This is a genomic window from Gleimia hominis (assembly GCF_032085515.1).
Taxonomy (GTDB): Bacteria; Actinomycetota; Actinomycetes; order Actinomycetales; family Actinomycetaceae; genus Gleimia; species Gleimia hominis.
The window spans coordinates 79,916-98,030 of the sequence record NZ_JASXSX010000004.1 but is presented as its reverse complement, the minus strand read 5'-3'; the positions used below and the strand labels follow the sequence as shown (position 1 = coordinate 98,030).

Annotated in this window: 16 protein-coding genes; 10 read left to right on the top strand and 6 right to left on the bottom strand. The window is 58.2% G+C overall.

Annotation, left to right across the window (positions count from 1 at the left end):
• Window positions 1-166 precede the first annotated feature (166 nt).
• Together QS713_RS08260 and QS713_RS08255 are read right to left on the bottom strand one after the other, a co-directional pair.
• The gene (locus QS713_RS08260; RefSeq protein ID WP_313274378.1) at window positions 167-1,024 is read right to left on the bottom strand and encodes an SGNH/GDSL hydrolase family protein; all 858 of its coding nucleotides are present in this window, start codon (window positions 1,022-1,024) and stop codon (window positions 167-169) included.
• Between the two features lie 10 nt (window positions 1,025-1,034).
• Complete coding sequence (locus QS713_RS08255; protein ID WP_313274375.1) at window positions 1,035-1,715, bottom strand: uracil-DNA glycosylase; 681 nt, start codon at window positions 1,713-1,715, stop codon at window positions 1,035-1,037.
• A 215-nt stretch (window positions 1,716-1,930) separates the two neighbouring features.
• Between QS713_RS08255 and QS713_RS08250 the strand changes: the two genes are divergently transcribed.
• Entirely contained in the window at window positions 1,931-2,524 is a 594-nt protein-coding gene (locus QS713_RS08250; protein WP_313274373.1) for a LytR C-terminal domain-containing protein, read from the top strand.
• Between the two features lie 230 nt (window positions 2,525-2,754).
• On the top strand, window positions 2,755-4,377 hold the full coding sequence (gene groL / locus QS713_RS08245) for a chaperonin GroEL (protein ID WP_313274371.1): 1,623 nt from the start codon (window positions 2,755-2,757) through the stop codon (window positions 4,375-4,377).
• Window positions 4,378-4,594: 217 nt separating this feature from the next.
• Here the strand turns inward: groL and QS713_RS08240 are convergent, their stop codons facing one another.
• From QS713_RS08240 to QS713_RS08225, 4 genes are all read right to left on the bottom strand, one after another.
• Entirely contained in the window at window positions 4,595-4,885 is a 291-nt protein-coding gene (locus tag QS713_RS08240; RefSeq protein WP_102216698.1) for a WXG100 family type VII secretion target, read from the bottom strand.
• A 134-nt stretch (window positions 4,886-5,019) separates the two neighbouring features.
• On the bottom strand, window positions 5,020-6,267 hold the full coding sequence (locus tag QS713_RS08235) for an HD domain-containing protein (RefSeq protein ID WP_313274369.1): 1,248 nt from the start codon (window positions 6,265-6,267) through the stop codon (window positions 5,020-5,022).
• A 71-nt stretch (window positions 6,268-6,338) separates the two neighbouring features.
• Window positions 6,339-7,841 carry a sensor histidine kinase gene (locus tag QS713_RS08230; RefSeq protein WP_313274367.1) on the bottom strand — a complete coding sequence of 501 codons (1,503 nt, stop codon included), beginning with the start codon at window positions 7,839-7,841 and terminating at the stop codon, window positions 6,339-6,341.
• 5 nt (window positions 7,842-7,846) lie between these two features.
• Window positions 7,847-8,578 (bottom strand): response regulator transcription factor, encoded by a 732-nt coding sequence (locus tag QS713_RS08225; protein WP_313274394.1) that lies wholly within the window; start codon window positions 8,576-8,578, stop codon window positions 7,847-7,849.
• A 247-nt stretch (window positions 8,579-8,825) separates the two neighbouring features.
• Between QS713_RS08225 and QS713_RS08220 the strand changes: the two genes are divergently transcribed.
• The 8 genes from QS713_RS08220 to QS713_RS08185 all read left to right on the top strand — a co-directional run bounded on the left by QS713_RS08220 (window position 8,826) and on the right by QS713_RS08185 (window position 18,098).
• A complete protein-coding gene (locus QS713_RS08220) occupies window positions 8,826-9,317 on the top strand; it encodes a PH domain-containing protein (protein ID WP_313274364.1) in 492 nt (163 codons plus the stop codon).
• Entirely contained in the window at window positions 9,318-11,153 is a 1,836-nt protein-coding gene (locus tag QS713_RS08215; RefSeq protein ID WP_313274361.1) for a PH domain-containing protein, read from the top strand. It abuts the gene before it with no gap.
• Complete coding sequence (locus tag QS713_RS08210) at window positions 11,143-12,021, top strand: Rossmann-like and DUF2520 domain-containing protein (protein WP_376779580.1); 879 nt, start codon at window positions 11,143-11,145, stop codon at window positions 12,019-12,021. The genes QS713_RS08215 and QS713_RS08210 overlap by 11 nt, the downstream gene beginning before the upstream one ends.
• Before the next feature lie 338 nt (window positions 12,022-12,359).
• Window positions 12,360-14,099 carry a glycerol-3-phosphate dehydrogenase/oxidase gene (locus QS713_RS08205; protein ID WP_313274356.1) on the top strand — a complete coding sequence of 580 codons (1,740 nt, stop codon included), beginning with the start codon at window positions 12,360-12,362 and terminating at the stop codon, window positions 14,097-14,099.
• A 281-nt stretch (window positions 14,100-14,380) separates the two neighbouring features.
• Window positions 14,381-15,223, top strand: coding sequence for a pantoate--beta-alanine ligase (panC, locus tag QS713_RS08200; protein WP_313274353.1), 843 nt, complete (start codon window positions 14,381-14,383; stop codon window positions 15,221-15,223).
• Window positions 15,224-15,664, top strand: coding sequence for an aspartate 1-decarboxylase (gene panD / locus QS713_RS08195; protein ID WP_313274351.1), 441 nt, complete (start codon window positions 15,224-15,226; stop codon window positions 15,662-15,664).
• 49 nt (window positions 15,665-15,713) lie between these two features.
• Window positions 15,714-17,243 carry a lysine--tRNA ligase gene (lysS, locus tag QS713_RS08190; protein WP_313274391.1) on the top strand — a complete coding sequence of 510 codons (1,530 nt, stop codon included), beginning with the start codon at window positions 15,714-15,716 and terminating at the stop codon, window positions 17,241-17,243.
• 69 nt (window positions 17,244-17,312) lie between these two features.
• Entirely contained in the window at window positions 17,313-18,098 is a 786-nt protein-coding gene (locus tag QS713_RS08185) for an SDR family oxidoreductase (RefSeq protein WP_313274348.1), read from the top strand.
• Window positions 18,099-18,115: the final 17 nt, after the last annotated feature.

Below are 18,115 nucleotides of genomic sequence, written 5' to 3'. Positions count from 1 at the left end.
CTCGGGATAACAAAACAGTGTTCCTCGCACAGTAAAAAAGAGGAAAATCGGCTGGTGGGAAACAAACCCACCAGCCGATTCTTACGCACTACACGCAATTGAAATGCCTACCGCTTACGCGGAATCTAAGAATGCTCAACTGCATCTACAAATTGAAACTAACCGGTCACGGGTAAATCTCCACCAAATCAGGGCGTTTTGCGCTCCGACCATCCCCAGAAGAACGCCCCTTCAAATGCCGCTGCGCCCACGGGATCGCATGCTTACGCAACCAAACCCGGTCCGAAGGCCGCCGCCCCGCACCCATACCAGCGGCACTCGCTAGCGGATTCGAAAGCGGATTAGAAGAAGACGGGGTCCTCGGCCCATCAAAACTAGGGTCATCAGGTTCCAACCCCAGCCCAACAAGCGCAGCCTCCGCAGCCAGCTCATGGCCCTGCGGGCTCATATGAAGCCGGTCCTCATTCCAAGCGGACCAACGCTTCAAACCACGCAAACCCCACATGTCCACCACACTGCAACCATGTCGGCGCGCCAAACTCCAAATCGCGCAATTAAACGCCGCCACCCGGCCCCGCGTAAGCTCCAACAACGGTGAACCCTTCGGATCCGCACTCGCAACCAACAACACGTCCGCGCCCGCCTCACGCGCACGCACAATCGCCAACTCTAACCGGTTAACCAACTCCGCCACGTTCACCTTCGGGCGCAACACGTCATTACCACCAGCTGTGATCGAAACCAGATCCGCACCCATCCGCAACGCCTCAGGCAACTGGTCGTTAAGAATCGGACGGATCTTCTTGCCGCGAATCGCCAAATTCGCATACTGCAACGCCGGTAACCCCGCGTCTAAACGTCTAGCTGAAAGCTTCTGCGCCAACCGGTCCGTCCACCCACGCAGCGCACCATCTTCATAGTGATCCCACAGGCCCTCAGAAAGCGAATCCCCAATCGCCACATACCGAGCCCAACGACCCACACCGGATGCAACCGCATCCGCATCTACTGGTGATTTGCTCAAAATAACCCTCCTACTTCTCTAAACGCCAATCAACCGGATCGCAACCCTGCTCTTCAAGCAACGCATTCACCTTAGAAAACGGGCGGGAGCCAAAAAACCCGCGGCGCGCCGAAAGCGGTGAAGGATGCACCGACTCAACACACGGCACACCACCCAATAACGGTTTCAACTTGCGCGCATCGTTACCCCACAGAATCGCCACCAAAGGCTGCTCACGCGCAACCAAGGCGCGGATAGCAAGCTCAGTCACATCCTCCCAACCACGATTCCGATGCGACCCCGGCGCACCCGCCCGCACCGTAAGCACCCGGTTCAACAAACACACGCCCTGGCGTGACCACGCCGTTAAATCCCCAGTTTTCGCCGGCGCAATCCCCAAATCCGACTCCAACTCCGCATAAATATTAACCAGCGACCTGGGCAAAGCCACCCCCGGGTTAACAGAAAACGACAGGCCCATCGCATGCCCCGGCGTCGGATAAGGATCCTGCCCAACCAGCAGCACTTTTACTTCCTCAAACGGATACGTGAATGCGCGCAACACATCCGTACCCGCAGGAAGATACTGGTTACCAGCACGCACTTCCTCACGCAACATATCGCCCAACTGGTGAATAACCGGCTCAACCGGCGCTAAAACACGAGCCCAACCCGGGTCAATCAACTCAGACAACGGTTTCACACTAGCCACAACCCAACCCTACCCGCTCCCCACCTCACGCGTTCACCCGCAAACCACGTTGCTCATTCCGCCAAACTTGCATTACCCGCCCGGCTGTCCTCACATTGCCGGTCACATGACCTGTTACATAACCGGTCACATAATCTGCGCCAACCAATCCAAACGTGGTTTCGAAATCGGCGCGTCGTAGCTACCAAGCCAGCAAACCCGGTAGTGTGAAATCCATGAGTGCTCATCAGTATCCAGAAGATGAATTTGACGAAGCGGGCAAGAACGTCCCCACGGGTGCACACCGCGCGCGTCCATCGCAGTGGAAAACGGTTCTGCCGTTTCTACTTGTCGTAATCGCAGTGCCCCTACTCGCGTGGGGGGCAGCGTGGTTCGTAACTGGATCCGGGCCAAAAAAAGAAGCGGAAACACCGAAACCAACGGTGAGCCAATCCGCCTCCGCCACGCCTGAAGCGAGCACTACCCCCAAGGAAGAAACCAGCCCCACCCCGGAGCCTTCCGAAGAGCAGAAACCATCTGAAGAACCCATAAATAAAGACTTCCCAGTATCCGTATTGAACGGCACTGGGCGAAACGGGCTCGCCGCGCAAGTTAGCGGCAAACTCAGCGACGACGGTTTCACCCAGGTAAGTAACGGTAACGCGTCCGACTGGATTACGGAGCAGACCACCATTTACTACGGAAAAGACTACGAAGAAGCTGCTAAACATGCCGGTGAGGTACTGAGTATCTCTAACTTGCAGAACAACGACCGTGCGGTTGGGAACGCCGGAATCATCATCATCCTCAAAGGTGACTACCAAGGGTAGGGAACTGTAGCGACTAAACCCGGTTTCGCAGTTAGCGATTCCTTTTAGCTGTTCCACCTTGCACTCACCGGCGGAGAGTGCCAAACTAGGACTTAGCACTCGCAAGGTTCGAGTGATAATCGTAAGGCTGGTCAGTGAGGCCACTGCTATGCGAGACATGAGCGTGTAGATAGTGGTCGTCCGTCGCGGGCATTGACGGGCCGTAACCGCACAGCGGAGGAATATCACTAATGTCAAAAATGATTGCTTTCGACGAGGAAGCACGCCGCGCCATGGAGCGCGGGCTGAACACCCTCGCCGACACCGTCAAGGTAACGCTGGGCCCCAAGGGGCGTAACGTAGTTCTCGAAAAGAAGTGGGGCGCCCCCACCATCACCAAGGACGGCGTTTCCGTAGCTAAAGAAATCGACCTGGAAGAGCCGTACGAGAAGATCGGTGCGGAACTCGTTAAAGAGGTCGCTAAGAAAACTGACGACGTAGCTGGTGACGGCACCACCACCGCAACCGTTCTCGCTCAGGCCCTCGTGAACGAAGGTCTACGTAACGTAGCGGCCGGTGCGAACCCGGTTGCCCTCAAGCGTGGTATCGACCTGGCGGTCGAAAAAGTTGTGGAGCAGCTCCACAAAGACGGCATGGACGTAGAGACCACCGACCAGATCGCCGCTACCGCCTCCATTTCCGCTAACGACGCCGAAATCGGGCGTCTCATCGCGGAAGCTATGGACACGGTTGGCCGCGAAGGCGTAATCACGGTAGAAGAAACGAACTCCTTCGAAACTGTTCTAGAAACCACCGAAGGTATGCGTTTCGACAAGGGCTTCCTGTCCCCATACTTCGTAACGGACGCGGACCGTCAAGAGGCCGTGCTCGAAGACGCTTACGTGCTGCTGGTAGAAGGCAAGATCTCCACTGTTAAAGATCTGCTGCCGCTGCTAGAGAAAGTAATGCAGGCATCCAAGCCACTGCTGATCGTGGCGGATGACATTGAAGGTGAAGCACTCGCCACCCTGGTGGTCAACAAGATCCGCGGCCTGTTCAAGTCCGTTGCCGTTAAGGCACCTGGGTTCGGTGACCGTCGCAAGGCGATGCTGCAGGACATGGCGATCCTCACGGGTGGCCAGGTTATCTCTGAAACCGTTGGCCTGTCTCTAGAGACCGCGGACCTGGACGTGCTTGGTAAAGCCCGCAAGATCGTGGTGACCAAGGACGAGACCACCATCGTTGATGGCGATGGCACCAAGGAAGCGATTGACGGGCGCGTATCCCAGATCCGTCAGGAGATCGAGAACTCCGACTCTGAGTACGACAAAGAGAAACTGCAGGAGCGTCTAGCTAAGCTCGCTGGTGGGGTAGCGGTAATCAAGTCCGGTGCTGCCACCGAGGTGGAGCTGAAAGAACGCAAGCACCGCATTGAAGACGCGGTTCGGAACGCGAAGGCTGCTGCGGAAGAGGGCATCATCCCCGGTGGTGGGGTTGCACTTATCCACGCTGCATCCGTGCTGGAAGAGCTGAAACTCGAAGGTGACGAAGCCACTGGCGCTAACATCGTGCGCGTAGCGGTAACTGAACCACTGCGCCAGATCGCGCACAACGCAGGCCTTGAAGGTGGCGTTGTAGTGGACAAGGTGAAGCACCTACCCACCGGCCAGGGCCTCAACGCCGCTACCGGTGAGTACGAGGACATGCTGAAGGCTGACATTGCGGATCCGGTTAAGGTGACGCGTTCGGCACTGCAGAACGCAGCGTCGATTGCTGGCATGTTCCTGACCACCGAAGCGATTGTGGCGGACAAGCCGGAACCACCGGCTCCGGCACCTGCTGCGGGCGCTGACGAAATGGGTGGCATGTACTAAATCGACAGTGACGACCCGTAAGTTAGGTGCGCAACGGAAGTTGGGTGCCTGACCAAACGGGGTTGCTGAAGAACTGAACAGTTGGGGTGCGGTTATAACAGCCGCACCCCAACTGTTTTTGTATACAGTTCTACCTGTTAGTTGTTACCGTCTAGAAAAACGCTACCTGTCGAACGCTATCGGCATGACGCATCCGACAAGTCCGACACAGCTCGCCCTACCCAGCGAACAAAGACAAGGACTGCGCCTCTGCATCCGAGTAGGTAGCGGCCGCAACCGACATCTGGGAACCAATCTGATCCAACGACGCCTCAACCTGCGCTTGGGTTGCCCGCCAGTTCGCCACCACAGAGGAGAACTGGTTAGACGCAGCGCCCTGCCAAGACGCCTCTAACGCCTGCAAGTTACCCATCAGGGCGTGCACTTGGGAACGCACCGACTCAACGGACGAGCGGACCAACGCGGAACAGCGTGCTACTTCTTCGGAATCTACTTGAAAAACTGCCATGTTAAACGCTCCTTACTGCGCTTTAGTCAAACACTGACAATCCCAGTGTGCGCGCAGAAGCAAACCAACGCCCCTCCCCACTGGCCTGGTTGTGCACTCATAATTCCTGTGGATAAAGCAGGAGCGAAAACCTGTTAGTTCACCTCTGAGTCGCGCGTCTGCTCTTTAGCTGCCTCGCTGCGTGCCTGTCCTCCAGTCGGTTCAGTGCCCTGTTGCTTAGCCGACTCCCGAGCTTGTTCTTTAAAAGCCTGTTGCTTAGCTGAGTCCCGGGCTTGTTCCTTAAAAGCCTGTTGCTTAGCCGACTCCCGGGCTTGTTCTTTAGCGGTCTTGCGTTTCACCTGCGGTTTCGGAGCTGGCTTTAAGAAGTCCGGTTCCGATTCGAGGCTAGATGCGCTCTGGTCTCCCGCGTCAGCCTCGCGCGTGTTCGCGTCCTCAGGTTTATTCTTTGAGGCATCACCAGACGCCCCACCGCCATCGCGGTTATTCGCTGGCTGCTCAGACGCCCGATCGGAGGTAGGCCTATTGCCGCTAGTCGAAGCGCCACCAGAAGACTCAGTGCTTTCGCTGCTTTCCCGCGTTTTCCGCGGAGGTTTCTTAACACTGCGGCGAATCACGAGCGTGCCAGAAGTGGGTTCCTCATCATCAACCACGCCGCCCGCAGGTTCATCAGTAAAATCCGGATCCACCTTCGCAATCGCCGCATCTAGATTCGCCAACTCGGCCTCCAGATTCTGCCGCGCCGGATCCTCCCACACGCCCGCATTGGGGGATCGGAAAATCGTTTTACGTTTAAGCAGGTTCAGCACAAACCGGCGGCGCGATACCTCAAACGCAAAATCTGAAAAAGCAGGGCACTCCGCACGGGCCCCAACCCGGTATTTCTTATATTCCTGAGGCACTGCCGCCAGCACCGACATTTGCGCGTCAATCAGTGCGTTCGCATCCGTGTCCTCGCGCGGTGCCCGCAGCGCGAACATGTACGAAACCAGCTGAACTACCCGGTCAACCTCAGGTACCCCCAGGGTGCGGAGGCCAGCTACAACTTCGCGCACGCAAACGGATTTATGCACCTGGATCCGCGCCTCATCGTCGTGAACAGACCGGGTTAAAAACGCGCCCCCGTACCAGATCGCGAGGCGCGCCAAGTCGGGATCATGCGCGCATTCACTGATCGTGTCGAAGGCCGACAGGATTTTCGCAAGCAGCTTCGCGTTGTGAAAATGCCGGCCCGGCGCATTCCACTTATCTAACAGGCGATCCGCTTCGGCTGTTATCTGCGAGCGGCCTGCACTCGCGCCACTTGCTACCGCCGCGTCCCGAAACGACTTTGGAAGCCACGCGGGCGGCTTGGGCTGCACTTTTGATTCAGACAAATCAAGCACCGAAATATAGTAAGCCTTTTACTAATAACAATCTAGTGGGCCCCAAAAAACGTATCGCTCGCGCGGCCATGTCATGCCGGGTCGGTTGGTTCACTGCGATCGTCTTCGTTAGTGATCTGCAGGGCCGGTAAACGCAGTTTCACGGTGAGTCCTCCGCCTTCCGTGCGCATCAAACTGGCTTTCCCCGAATGCAACGCCATAATGGACGCGACAATCGCGAGCCCCAAACCGGAACCACCGGATTCACGTGAGCGCGACACGTCGGTGCGGTAGAAGCGGGCGAACACTTTCTCTTGGTCGGAAGCGGAAATGCCAGGTCCGTGGTCGCGCACTTCCACAATCAGTGTGTCCTCTGTTTTCCCAACCGCGAACTCCACTGGCGTGCCGTTTTGCGTGTAGCGCACGATGTTGCCGATGATGTTCGTGAACACTTGCGTCATCTGATCGCGGTCCACCATCGCGTAGAAAGTTTCGGGTGCATCTTCACCATCGTCTAGGGATAGCACCTGCACTACCCGCGAGGAATCCAGGGCCCGCAGGTCAAAGGACGCGTTTCGAATCAGTTCCATGAGGTCCACGCGTTCCACGTTCAGTTCCCGTTTCTCATCTAGCCGCGCGAGTGTCAGCAGGTCTTCCACGAGCGTGCCCATGCGAGTGGCTTCCGATTCGATCCTGTTCATCACGTCTTTAGTGCCCGATTCCGGTACGCCCCCCATGCGGTACAGTTCCGCATACCCCCGGATCGCTGCCAGCGGGGTGCGTAGTTCGTGGGATGCATCCGACACGAACCGACGCACTTTCGCTTGCGTGGCGTCGCGTTCCATAAATGATTGTTCAATGCGTGCCAGCATACGGTTCAGGCTGGTTGTAAGCGACCCCACTTCCGACGTTTCCGGTTCGGGGTCGATGCGTTGCGAAATATTCCCTACCGAAATCTGTTTCGCCACGGTTTCTATTCGCTTGAGGGGCCGCAGCGCCAACCGCACCATGTAGTAGGAGGTAGTGGCTCCAACCACGGTGATGAGGATTCCGAGCAGCAAAAAGTACTGCGCGGTGCTCACCAGGGTTTCGTCGGTATCCGTCAGCGGCAGCGCGATCGTGACCACGCCGTAGGGCTGGTTGTTCACACTGATCGGCACCGCGACTGCCCGCCAGGAGGAACCGTCTTTAGTGGACGGTACCTTCACCGGCCGCGTCATCGCCCCTTGGGGGTACACGCCCATGGGCAGTAGTTCCCCGGTTACTGGCACGCCGAACCTGTCTGCACTTTCGGGGGTAATTAGGGAGTTTTCGCTGCCGTCCACTGTTTTGAAGTGGAAGTAGTAGTTTGAGGGGATATTGGGTTCGCGCGAGTTCAAAAGTGCCTCGGCGGTGGATACTGCGGTGCGCCGCGCGGATTCTTCTAGTTCCCGGTCTACTTGGCCCACGAGGTGTGCTTGTAAGATCCCTAGCAGTGCGGTGGCTGCCAGGGTGAATCCTACCGAGAGGATCAGTGTGAACAGTACAACCAGGCGGGTTCGAAGCGTGATTGAACGCCAAAACCCGGTTTTGAAAATGCCTGGTAGTTGCCACATCCGGGTCAGTTTTCAGCCCTCAGCATGTATCCGAATCCGCGGCGCGTGTGGATTAGTTCGCCAGAGGCGCCGGGCACCGCGAGTTTGCGGCGCAGGTAGGAGATGTATGATTCTACGATGGCTGCTTCCCCATCCCAGTCGTATTCCCACACGTGGTCTAGGATCTGCATTTTGGATACCACGCGCCCTTCGTTGAGGATGAGGTAGCGCAGCAGTTTGAACTCGGTGGGGGACAGGTCTATCTCAGTGCCAGCGCGGCGCACTTCGTGTGCGTCCTCGTCCATTTCTAGGTCCCCGACCCGTAGGATGCCGTCATCTTCCTCGGTGTCTTTGGTGCGCCGTAAGATTGCGCGGATGCGTGCCACCACTTCTTCTAGCCCAAAGGGTTTCGTCACGTAGTCGTCCCCACCAACAGTGAGGCCTTGGATTTTGTCTTGCATGTCGTCGCGCGCCGTTAAGAAGAGTACGGGTACGCGCACGCCTGCGTCGCGCAGCCGGCGGGTAACGGTAAAGCCATCCATGTCGGGCAGCATGACGTCTAGGACAATGAGGTCTGGGTTTTCTGTAGTGGCAAGGTGGAAGGCGGAGGCGCCGTTCGCGGCGGTGGACACGTCGAAGCCGGCAAATCGCAGTGAGGACGCCAGCAGGTCGCGGATATTTGGTTCATCGTCGACAACTAGTAGTTTTGCTTCAAACGTCTGCGACTGTGAGTTTGCGCGGTCAATCGTAGTGCTCATGAGGTAATTCAACACCCTCACGCTGAAAACTCCCTGAATGGACGCTGAACTCTTGTGTGGTCGAGTTGTGGGGTCGAGTGGTGCCTTCGAAAATGGTGGGGGAGCGTGGCATTGTTACGCATTTAGAAGTGCGGTATCGTCCGCCGTTAACAGCCTAAACTGTGTACTTGAGCGGTTTAAGTCACTGTGAAACACTATTTGCCAGAGTTAATGGCGTTTGTGGCGCCCGCACAGAAAGGTATTCTGCATGCAACCAGATACGGAAGTTTTCAATCCTAGCGACGTGGAGTTCAAACGGGTTTCTCCTGATCTTTTGAAAGTCCGCGTGGTTTCACTGGGGATTGGTGCCGCCGTAACGATCTTGCCGGCAGTGGCACTAGCAGTGGTCCTGAGCCGGTGGATTTGGATTGCGGTCGCAGCGCTCGTGGCCTTGTTCGTATGGTTGTTTTGGTTGGTGCCGCGCCAGGTGCGGGCAATTGGGTATGCGGAAGGCCCATCGGACCTGCTGATCCGCAAAGGAATCATGTTTCGGAACATAACAATTATCCCCTACGGCCGGTTGCAGTACGTAGATGTTTCTGAGGGGCCGATCGCTCGACACTTCGGGATCGCGGAAGTGGAACTACACACCGCGTCTGCAAGTACTGACGCGTCAATCCCGGGGCTACCGTCGGGCGAGGCCGCGCGCTTGCGCAACGAACTTGCCGCTCGCGGTGAAGCTGAGATGGCGGGGCTGTAAATGGCGAAGCGCAAAAAACGCGAATCAATAATCGGCTCGGGCGTAGACGAAGCCGCGTGGCGTAAACTCCACCCCATTACTCCGCTAGCGCAGTCCTGGGCAGTGTTCACAGCTCTGTTTGGGTTCTTGCTCTATCAGAACTACGACCTTTATGAGGACATCGCTAACTCCGGCTTAGTGCAGCACTCCAGTGTGCTCAAGATCGTCATGGTGGTGCTTGGTGCGCTGCTGTTAATTGCGCTGATAGTGGGCGTGTACTGCTATTTCAGTTGGCGCCACATGGGGTATGCGGTTACGGAAAACGCGGTTTATTACCGCAACGGCATCTTGGCGCGCAACCAGCGGCACGCCCGCTTGTCGCGGATCCAAACCGTGAATATTACCCACTCACTGGTGGGGCGCCTGTTTGGATTAGGCAAGATTGACATTGAGGTTGCAGGTGGGGCGGATTCAAACCTGTCGTTTGGCCTGCTGAAAACCAACGAGTTGGAAGCGGTTCGGCGCGAAATCCTAGTGCGCCGAGCAGGCACCAAAACTGCAGACGCGTCTGCCACGCGCGCTGAAGGCACCAATCAAAGTACTGAGGGCGTCACCCAAAGTGCTGAGGGCGTCGACGCGCCGGCAGGCGTGACCAATAGTGCGGCCGCTGGACCTCAAGCGGAAAATGGTGTGGCCGCTGGACCTCAGGCCAGTATTCAAGCGGATAACGCCCCTCAAACGAGTATCCAAGCGGATAATGGTGCGGCCAATGGACCTCAAGCGAACAACGGGGTAGGAAATGGGCCTCAAGCGAACAACGGGGCGGACGCGGTCGAAATTGATTCGTGGCAAGAAGACGGCCGGCCCATAATTGAGGTGCCGTGGCCGCGACTGCTTGGATCCTTGTTTGTGAACTTCGGGATGATATTCGTACTGGTTATCGGTATAGCGTTTCTATCTAGCGCAGTCATATTTTGGGCGGTGTTTGACTCCGCAGTGTCCGAGCTCGTTGGGATCGTCCTCGGTGGGGTCGCGACGATTGGTGTGCCACTGCGAAGCTTCGCGAAAAACTTCAACTTCCGCGCATTCGTAACTGCAGATGGTATCCGGATCCGCGCGGGGCTCACCTCTACCCGCGCGCAAACAATCGCTCCGGCGCGCATCCACGGTTTAGAAATCAAGCAACCGTTCTTATGGCGGATCTTCGGCTGGTACAAAGTCAGTATCGTCCAAGCCGGATTCCAAGGTAGTGGCGAAGGCGGGTCGGAAGACAGGGACGTGCTCTTACCTGTTGGCAGTATGTCTGACATGCTGCGTGCCGTCTGGATGGTGTACCCGGACCTGGGGATCGATGACCCGATGGAACTTGTGCGTTCAGGGATCGAAGACCGTGGGCCAAGCCCAATCTACGAAGTTTGCCCGCGCCGCGCGCGGATTTTCGACTGGATCACTTATGACCGCAACGCGATTGCGTTAACCGACCGGGTGGTGGCGTTGCGCTCGGGGCGGATCACGCGCAAGCTCGCTATGTTTGCCTACCCGCGGGTTCAATCGGTGAAACTGTACACCGGGCCGTGGCGCACTAAGCGGCGTCTGCGGAGCCTGGACTTCCACTTGGTTTCACTAACTGGTAGCCAGTCTTTAGCGCACGTTGACGAGCAGGTGGGGAGGAACGTTATGGCCCTAGTGGCTGCGCGGGCGCGAGTGGCGCGGCGTGTTGAAGAGCCTGAGGCGTGGCGTAAGCGCGTTGAATCAGCGCGCGATATTCCCGCAGAGAACCTGTTTACCGACGGCCCTGAGGTTGTAGAGAAACAGATGAAACTTGGGCAAGAAACGCAGGCCCGCCATGCCAGCTAGATTCCGTATTGGAGTTGTGGGTGCGGGCCGAGTTGGCCCCACGCTCGGCCTGGCGCTGCAGCGGGCAGGCCATTCAGTGGTGGCGGTAACCCGTTCAAGATCTGAAGAGCGCAACGATCGGGTGGCGGCACTGCTGCCCAACGCCCGGGTGACGGACGCGGACCAAGTGGTGGCGGCTAGTGACTTGGTGATTGTAGCGGTGCCCGACGACCAGATCGCACCCGTTGTAGATGGGCTGGCGAAACTGGAGGTCTGGCGCGCCAACCAGATTGTGGTGCACCCCTGTGGAGCGCACGGAGTAGCGGCACTATCGGGCGCCTCCGCAGCGGGGGCGATCCCGATCGCCCTGCATCCGGCCATGACTTTCACGGGAACGTCGCTGGACGTGGACCGCTTGGTGAACTGCCCCGTAGCTGTAACCGCACCCGCGGTTGGAATCGCGATCGGCCAGGCCCTCGTGATGGAAATGGGAGCGACCCCCTACGTGGTGGAAGAAGAAGACCGGGCGGTGTACCACGCGGCGCTAGCGCACGGCGCGAACTACCTGGTGACGATTGTGTCCCAAGCAGTAACAGCGCTTAGCAAAGCGGGAATAGATGAACCCGCCGAGTATATTCAACCACTGCTAAACGCAGCGCTAGAACGCGCTCTATCGGAAGGGGCAGTGGGGCTGACGGGGCCGGTGGTGCGTGGTGACATGGGTACGATCAGCGCGCACGTGGACGCGCTGCGCAACGCGGGGTTGGCAAGCGTGGCACGCACCTACATGGACATGGCCGAAGCGACCGCGCAGGAAGCCAACGAAGTGGGGTTAATCGACGACGCCACTGCGGAAGCGATCCACGCCGAACTGCTCTACCGCCGGTAAGCCCGCCGAACCCCCCGATGGTAGTTCGGCCGCGGAACTGGGCGGGGTGGTAGTTCAACCGCGAAACTGGGCGAGGCCGGTAGATTGGCTTCGCAACTCAGCGCGGCTCAGCTAGGAATTGAAACCATTCTTTCGTCTCCACAACCCCCTCGTGCACGTTTGTGCGTTCTCGTTGAGAAAACTTTCGAATTTAGTAACGTTGCTGTAACCTAAATTGGTGACTGGAGGTATTGCCTCGGGATTAGTGCCCTGCGGGTAGTGCCTCAAACGCTTGACACAGCCGTCAACACCACGGCTGGTTCTAAGCACAGCCGTAGCAATACAACAGGAGGTTCAGAATGCGAGAGCAAAACACATTCCTCACGGCTCACTCCCGTGCCCAGGCGTTGAAAGATATGACGGACGAAGAGGGCGTGGACATCCTCGTGATCGGTGGTGGCGTAACCGGAGCGGGAATCGCGCTCGACGCCGCTTCACGCGGGCTACGCACAGCCGTTGTAGAAGCGGGGGACTGGGCCAGCGGTACCTCCGCGTGGTCCTCAAAACTAGTTCACGGCGGACTGCGGTACCTATATAACCTCGATTTCGCACTGGTTGCAGAAGCGCTGAAGGAACGCGGCCTGCTTCTTACTAAAACCGCACCCCACCTGGTGAAAGCCCAACCGTTCTTGTGGCCACTGAAAACCCCCGTGGTGGAACGCGCGTACTCCGCGGTAGGGGTCGGCATGTACGACGCGATGGCACAGTGGGCGCACCGCGGATCCGTGCCCGTGCAGAAGCACTACTCACGCAGCGGCGCCATGAAACTGTTCCCCGGGATTAAACCGTCTGCGCTAACAGGCGCCATCCGGTTCTACGACGCCCGGGTTGACGACGCGCGCCTGGTGGTTGACCTGGTTCGGACCGCGTCTGGCTTTGGAGCGCTCGCGGCCTCGCGCACCCAGGTGGTGGGACTTACCAAGACCGCTAGTGGAGCGGTGAACGGCGCGCGTATCGTCGATTTAGAGTCGGGCAAAGAAATGCAAGTAAAGGCGCGCCACGTTATTAACGCAACCGGGGTGTGGACCGAAGAGACGGAGAAACTCGGGGGCACCGACGGTGGGTTGAAGGTGCTGGCCTCGAAGGGGATTCACATTGTGGTGCCCCGCGAACGCATTAACGCGCAAACCGGGATCTTCTTGCGTACCGAGAAGTCCGTGCTGTTCATTATTCCGTGGCAGCGCTACTGGGTGATTGGCACGACGGATACGCCGTACGAGCAGGACATTTCGCGCCCGGTGGCTACCAAAGCGGATGTGGATTACGTGCTGGACCACGCGAACGAGATTCTTGCGGACCCGTTGACGCGCGAGGACATTATTGGTGTTTACGCGGGATTACGCCCGCTGCTGCAACCTGGGGTGAAGGGCGATAAGACGCAGTCAACCAAGGTGTCTCGCGAGCACACGGTGACGGCTGCGGCCCCGAACTTGACGGTGATTGCGGGCGGTAAGCTCACCACATACCGGCCGATGGCGCAAGACGCAGTGGATTTCGCGCTTGGAGAGGCAGAAGCGAAGCGTCGGCCTTCGATTACCGAAAACGTGCCCCTGGTGGGTGCGGAAGGATTCTTCGCTACAGCCCGGCGTGCACCTGCGATTGCCAGTAAATACGGGTGGACAGCTGCGCGCGTGGAGTCGCTGCTGGATCGTTATGGGGCGGAGATTGACCGGGTTTTGGATTTGCTTGAGGAAGACCCGGATTTGGCGCAGCCTTTGAAGGAAGCGCCGCAGTTCTTGCGTGCTGAGGTTGTGGCCGCCGTCCGTTTTGAAGGTGCTTTGCATCTTGAGGACGTGCTGGTCCGCAGGGTGCGTCTGGATTTGGAGCAGCGTGACCGCGGGGTGGCTGCAGCTCCGGAAGTGGCGGATTTGATGCGTAAAGAGTTGGGTTGGGATGAGCAAACGCGCAAGCGGGAGCTGGATTCTTACCGGCAGCGCACCGCGGACCTGGCGAAGGCAGAGACATTGCCTTCCGATGAGCAGGCCGCGTCTGTGGTAACCGCTAACCCAGAGATTGTGCCACGCCGCCCACTCGCCTAGGCGCAACTAAACGCGGTGGCACCATTTCGAGTGCCATTGCGGCGGGTGCGGTCCCGCAGGCCCGGCTTAGCCTCCACTTGTTGGAGTGCAGCTGGGCCTGCGGGCTTATTAGACTGCGGCTGGGCCTGCGGGCTTACCAGGCTGCAACTGGGCCCGCGCGGTCATTAGAGTGCAGCGGTTTCCGCGGCTATATCCTCTCTTGTTAAGAAAGTGCCCCACCTGTTTGATGGTTTTCGTTGTTAGCACGCGGGCGCGGTAAGATTTACCGCGAAGGAGGGGTCGTGGTAAACGAACCGAAGGTTGTTAAAACCCGTGAGGAACTCAAACGTGCGTTGACAAGCATGTCTGGGCAGCGGGGGTTAGTTATGACAATGGGGGCTCTGCATGAGGGGCACTTGTCATTGGTGAAGGCAGCGGCGCAGCGCGCCGGCCATGTGGTGGTGAGCATTTTTGTGAACCCCACACAGTTTGCGCCCGGCGAGGATTTTGAGGCCTACCCACGGGACCTCCAAAAAGACTTGAACGCCCTAGCGCAGGTGGGAGCGGACCTTGTGTTTGCCCCATCGGCAGAAGAAATGTATCCGCATGGCGAAGCGCAGGTGCGGATCGACCCGGGGCCCACAGCCAAGGTGCTGGAAGGGAAAACGCGGCCCACGCATTTTGCGGGTGTGTGCCTGGTAGTTAACACAGTGTTCAATTTGGTGCGCCCGGATGTGGCCGTGTTTGGGCAAAAAGACGCCCAGCAGCTGGCGATTGTGCGGCAAATGGTGCGCGACCTAGACATGGGGATTGAGATTGTTGGGGCTCCGATTGTGCGTAGCAGCGACGGCCTAGCGCTGTCTTCGCGCAACGCGTACCTGTCGGAATCCGAGCGCGCAAAGGCCCTCGGGCTATCAAAAGCACTGCAAACGGGCGCACAGGCAGCGCAAACCGGTGCGGACGCAAAAATGATTGTGCACAAAACCCTAGAAGCACTGACGCAGCCGGGCATTGAGGTGGATTATGTGGCGCTCGTTGACCCCACCACGTTCCAACCCATCACGCATGGCACGGGGGTGCTAGCGGTGGCAGCAAAAGTGGGGGCTACGCGGCTGATTGACAATTTGATTCTTGAGGTGAAATGAATGGCAGAGGTTTATCGGACTCTGATGAGTGGCAAAATCCACCGGGCCACAGTTACGAGCGCGGACCTGCACTACGTGGGGTCGATAACGATTGACTCGGACCTGCTGGAGGCGGCCGGCATCGTTGAGGGGGAGAAGGTGGACGTTGTGTCCGTCACCTCGGGAGCGCGCTTGTCTACGTACGCCATTGCAGGCCAGCCCGGCAGCGGTGGAATCCAGGTGAATGGGGCGGCCGCTCACCTCATAAATAAAGGGGAAGTCGTTATAATAATTGCGTATGCGCAAGTCCCACAATCTCAGCTGGAAGGGTGGCGTGGCCGCGTCGTACTTGTAGACGAACGCAACCGGCAGATACATGTGGGGGACGACCCAGCCTCGGTCCCCGCCGGGTTAGAAAACGCCACCGGAGGCGAAGGTCCGTTACGTAGTCCGTTGCGGTAGAGCAGGCGGACACGAGTATTGCATTAGGTAACATTAGAGCGTGAGTAAAATGAAAGACTTTCTAGAAAACGCGCCTGAACAGGTGCGGGTGCGGGCAAACAAAAGGCAGGAAATGTTGGATGCGGGGGTGGATCCGTATCCGGTTGAACTTCCCATAACCACCACGATCGCGCAGGTGCGTGAGGCCTACGAATCTTTGGGGGAAGAAGAGGAATCCCAGGATGTTGTGGGTTTGGTTGGCCGCGTGATGGCGGTGCGTGGTTCCGGTAAGTTGCAGTTCGTGGTGCTCCAGGATGGGGCGGGGAACCAGTTGCAGGCAATGCTTTCGGCGAAGGCTGTGGGCGCGGATTCTTTGAAGTCTTTCAAATCGCTGGTGGATTTGGGTGATCACCTGTTTGTGCGGGGCCGTCCGATTCGTTCTAAACGCGGGGAACTGTCGGTGTTCGCGGAGGCCACGGAAGATGAAGCTGCGTGGCGGATTGCGTCGAAGGCGTTGCGGCCACTGCCGAAGGCGTTTGTAACTGATGATGGTACTGCGATGACCCTGTCGGAGGACCAGCGGGTGCGCCGGCGTTATTTGGATATGATTGTGCGCCCTGCAGCGCGGGACATGGTGCGGGTGCGTGCGAACGTGGTGTATTCGCTGCGGGAGTACTTCCATGACGCGGGGTTCATTGAGATTGAAACTCCGATGTTGCAGACGATTCATGGGGGTGCGGCGGCTCGGCCGTTCACGACGCACATGAACGCGTATGACACGGACTTGTTTTTGCGTATTGCCCCGGAGTTGTTTTTGAAACGCGCCGTTGTGGGCGGGGTTGACAAGGTTTTTGAGATTAATCGTAACTTCCGTAACGAGGGGGCGGATTCTTCGCATTCCCCGGAGTTCACGATGCTGGAGGCCTACGAGGCGTATGGCACGTACGATTCGATGGCGCGGCGGACGCGGGAGTTTATTCAGAAGGCGGCTCGGGATGCGATGGGTTCGGAGCAGGTGACGTTGCCGGACGGTTCCGTGTACGACCTGTCGGGTTCTTGGCGTGAGATTTCTATGTTTGAGGCAACTGCGGACGCTTTGGGGCGGGAATTCTCGGTGGATACGCCGCGTGAGGAGCTGCTGGCCATTGCCGGTGAGTTCGGGTTGGATATTCCGGATCACTATGTGAATGGCAAGATTGCGGAAGAGATTTTTGAGGCCGCGTTGGGTGATGACTTGTATGAACCCACGTTTGTGCGTGATTACCCGGTGGATTCGTCGCCGCTGGTGCGTCAGCATCGTTCGAAACCGGGTGTCGTGGAGAAGTGGGACCTGTATATTCGTGGGTTCGAGTTGGCGACCGCGTATTCGGAACTGGTGGACCCGGTGGTGCAGCGCGAACGATTGGTGGAGCAGTCGCTCGCGGCGGCGCAGGGTGATGAGGAAGCCATGAGTTTGGACGAGGACTTCTTGGAAGCCATGGAGCAGGGCATGCCGCCCACGGGTGGGATGGGCATGGGCCTGGATCGCCTGCTGATGGCGTTCACCGGCCAGGGGATTCGCGAGACCATCACGTTCCCACTGGTGAAGAAACTGTCGTAATGGAGCCGCTGGAACTGGTTACGCGTTAGTCTTGTAGAAATGTGACGCGTAACCAGAGGAGGGGCTCTGATGGATCTGGGGTTAACCAACAAAGTGGCGTTCGTAGCCGCGTCCACGTCGGGTTTGGGGCGTGCTAGCGCTGTTGAGTTAGCGGCTGAGGGCGCGCGCGTGTTCGTAACGGGGCGTACTCAAGCGCGCGTGCAAACAGTGGTGGAGCAGGTGCTCGAGGCTGGCGGGGAAGCTGATGGCGCGGTTATGGACGTTGAGGATTTAGCGTCTGTGGAGCATGCGGCAGCTACGTGTGAGGCCGTGTTCGGGCCGATTGATGTGCTGGTGCTCAATGGTCCGGGGCCGCGGCCGGGGAAACCCACGACGGTGGAACCTAAAGATGTGGACGAGGCGATGAATCGCCTGGTGAAGCCGCATATAGCGCTGGTTAATCGCTGTTTACCGCATATGCAGAAGCAGGGTTGGGGGCGGATTATTGCGGTTGGTTCAGTGGCGGTGCAAACACCTTCTGAGCAGCTGGTGTTGTCTTCGATGGGGCGGATGGCGCTGGCAGGGTATTTGAAAGCACTTTCCCTTGAGGTTGGGGCAAGTGGCGTGACCGTGAACGTAGTGCATCCGGGGCGGATTTTGACGCCGCGGATAGATCAGTTGGATGCAGACGCGGCGCAGCGCGAGGGCGTTTCCCCTCAGGACGTGCGGGAACGTTTTGAAAATAGTATTCCTGTGAAGCGTTTGGGGAAGCCTGAGGAACTAGCCGCGGCCGTGGTGTTTTATTCGTCTAAAGAAGCTGCGTACATTACGGGCACTGGCTTGCGCGTGGATGGTGGAAGCACGCCTGTACTTTAGGGAACTGCGGGAACGCG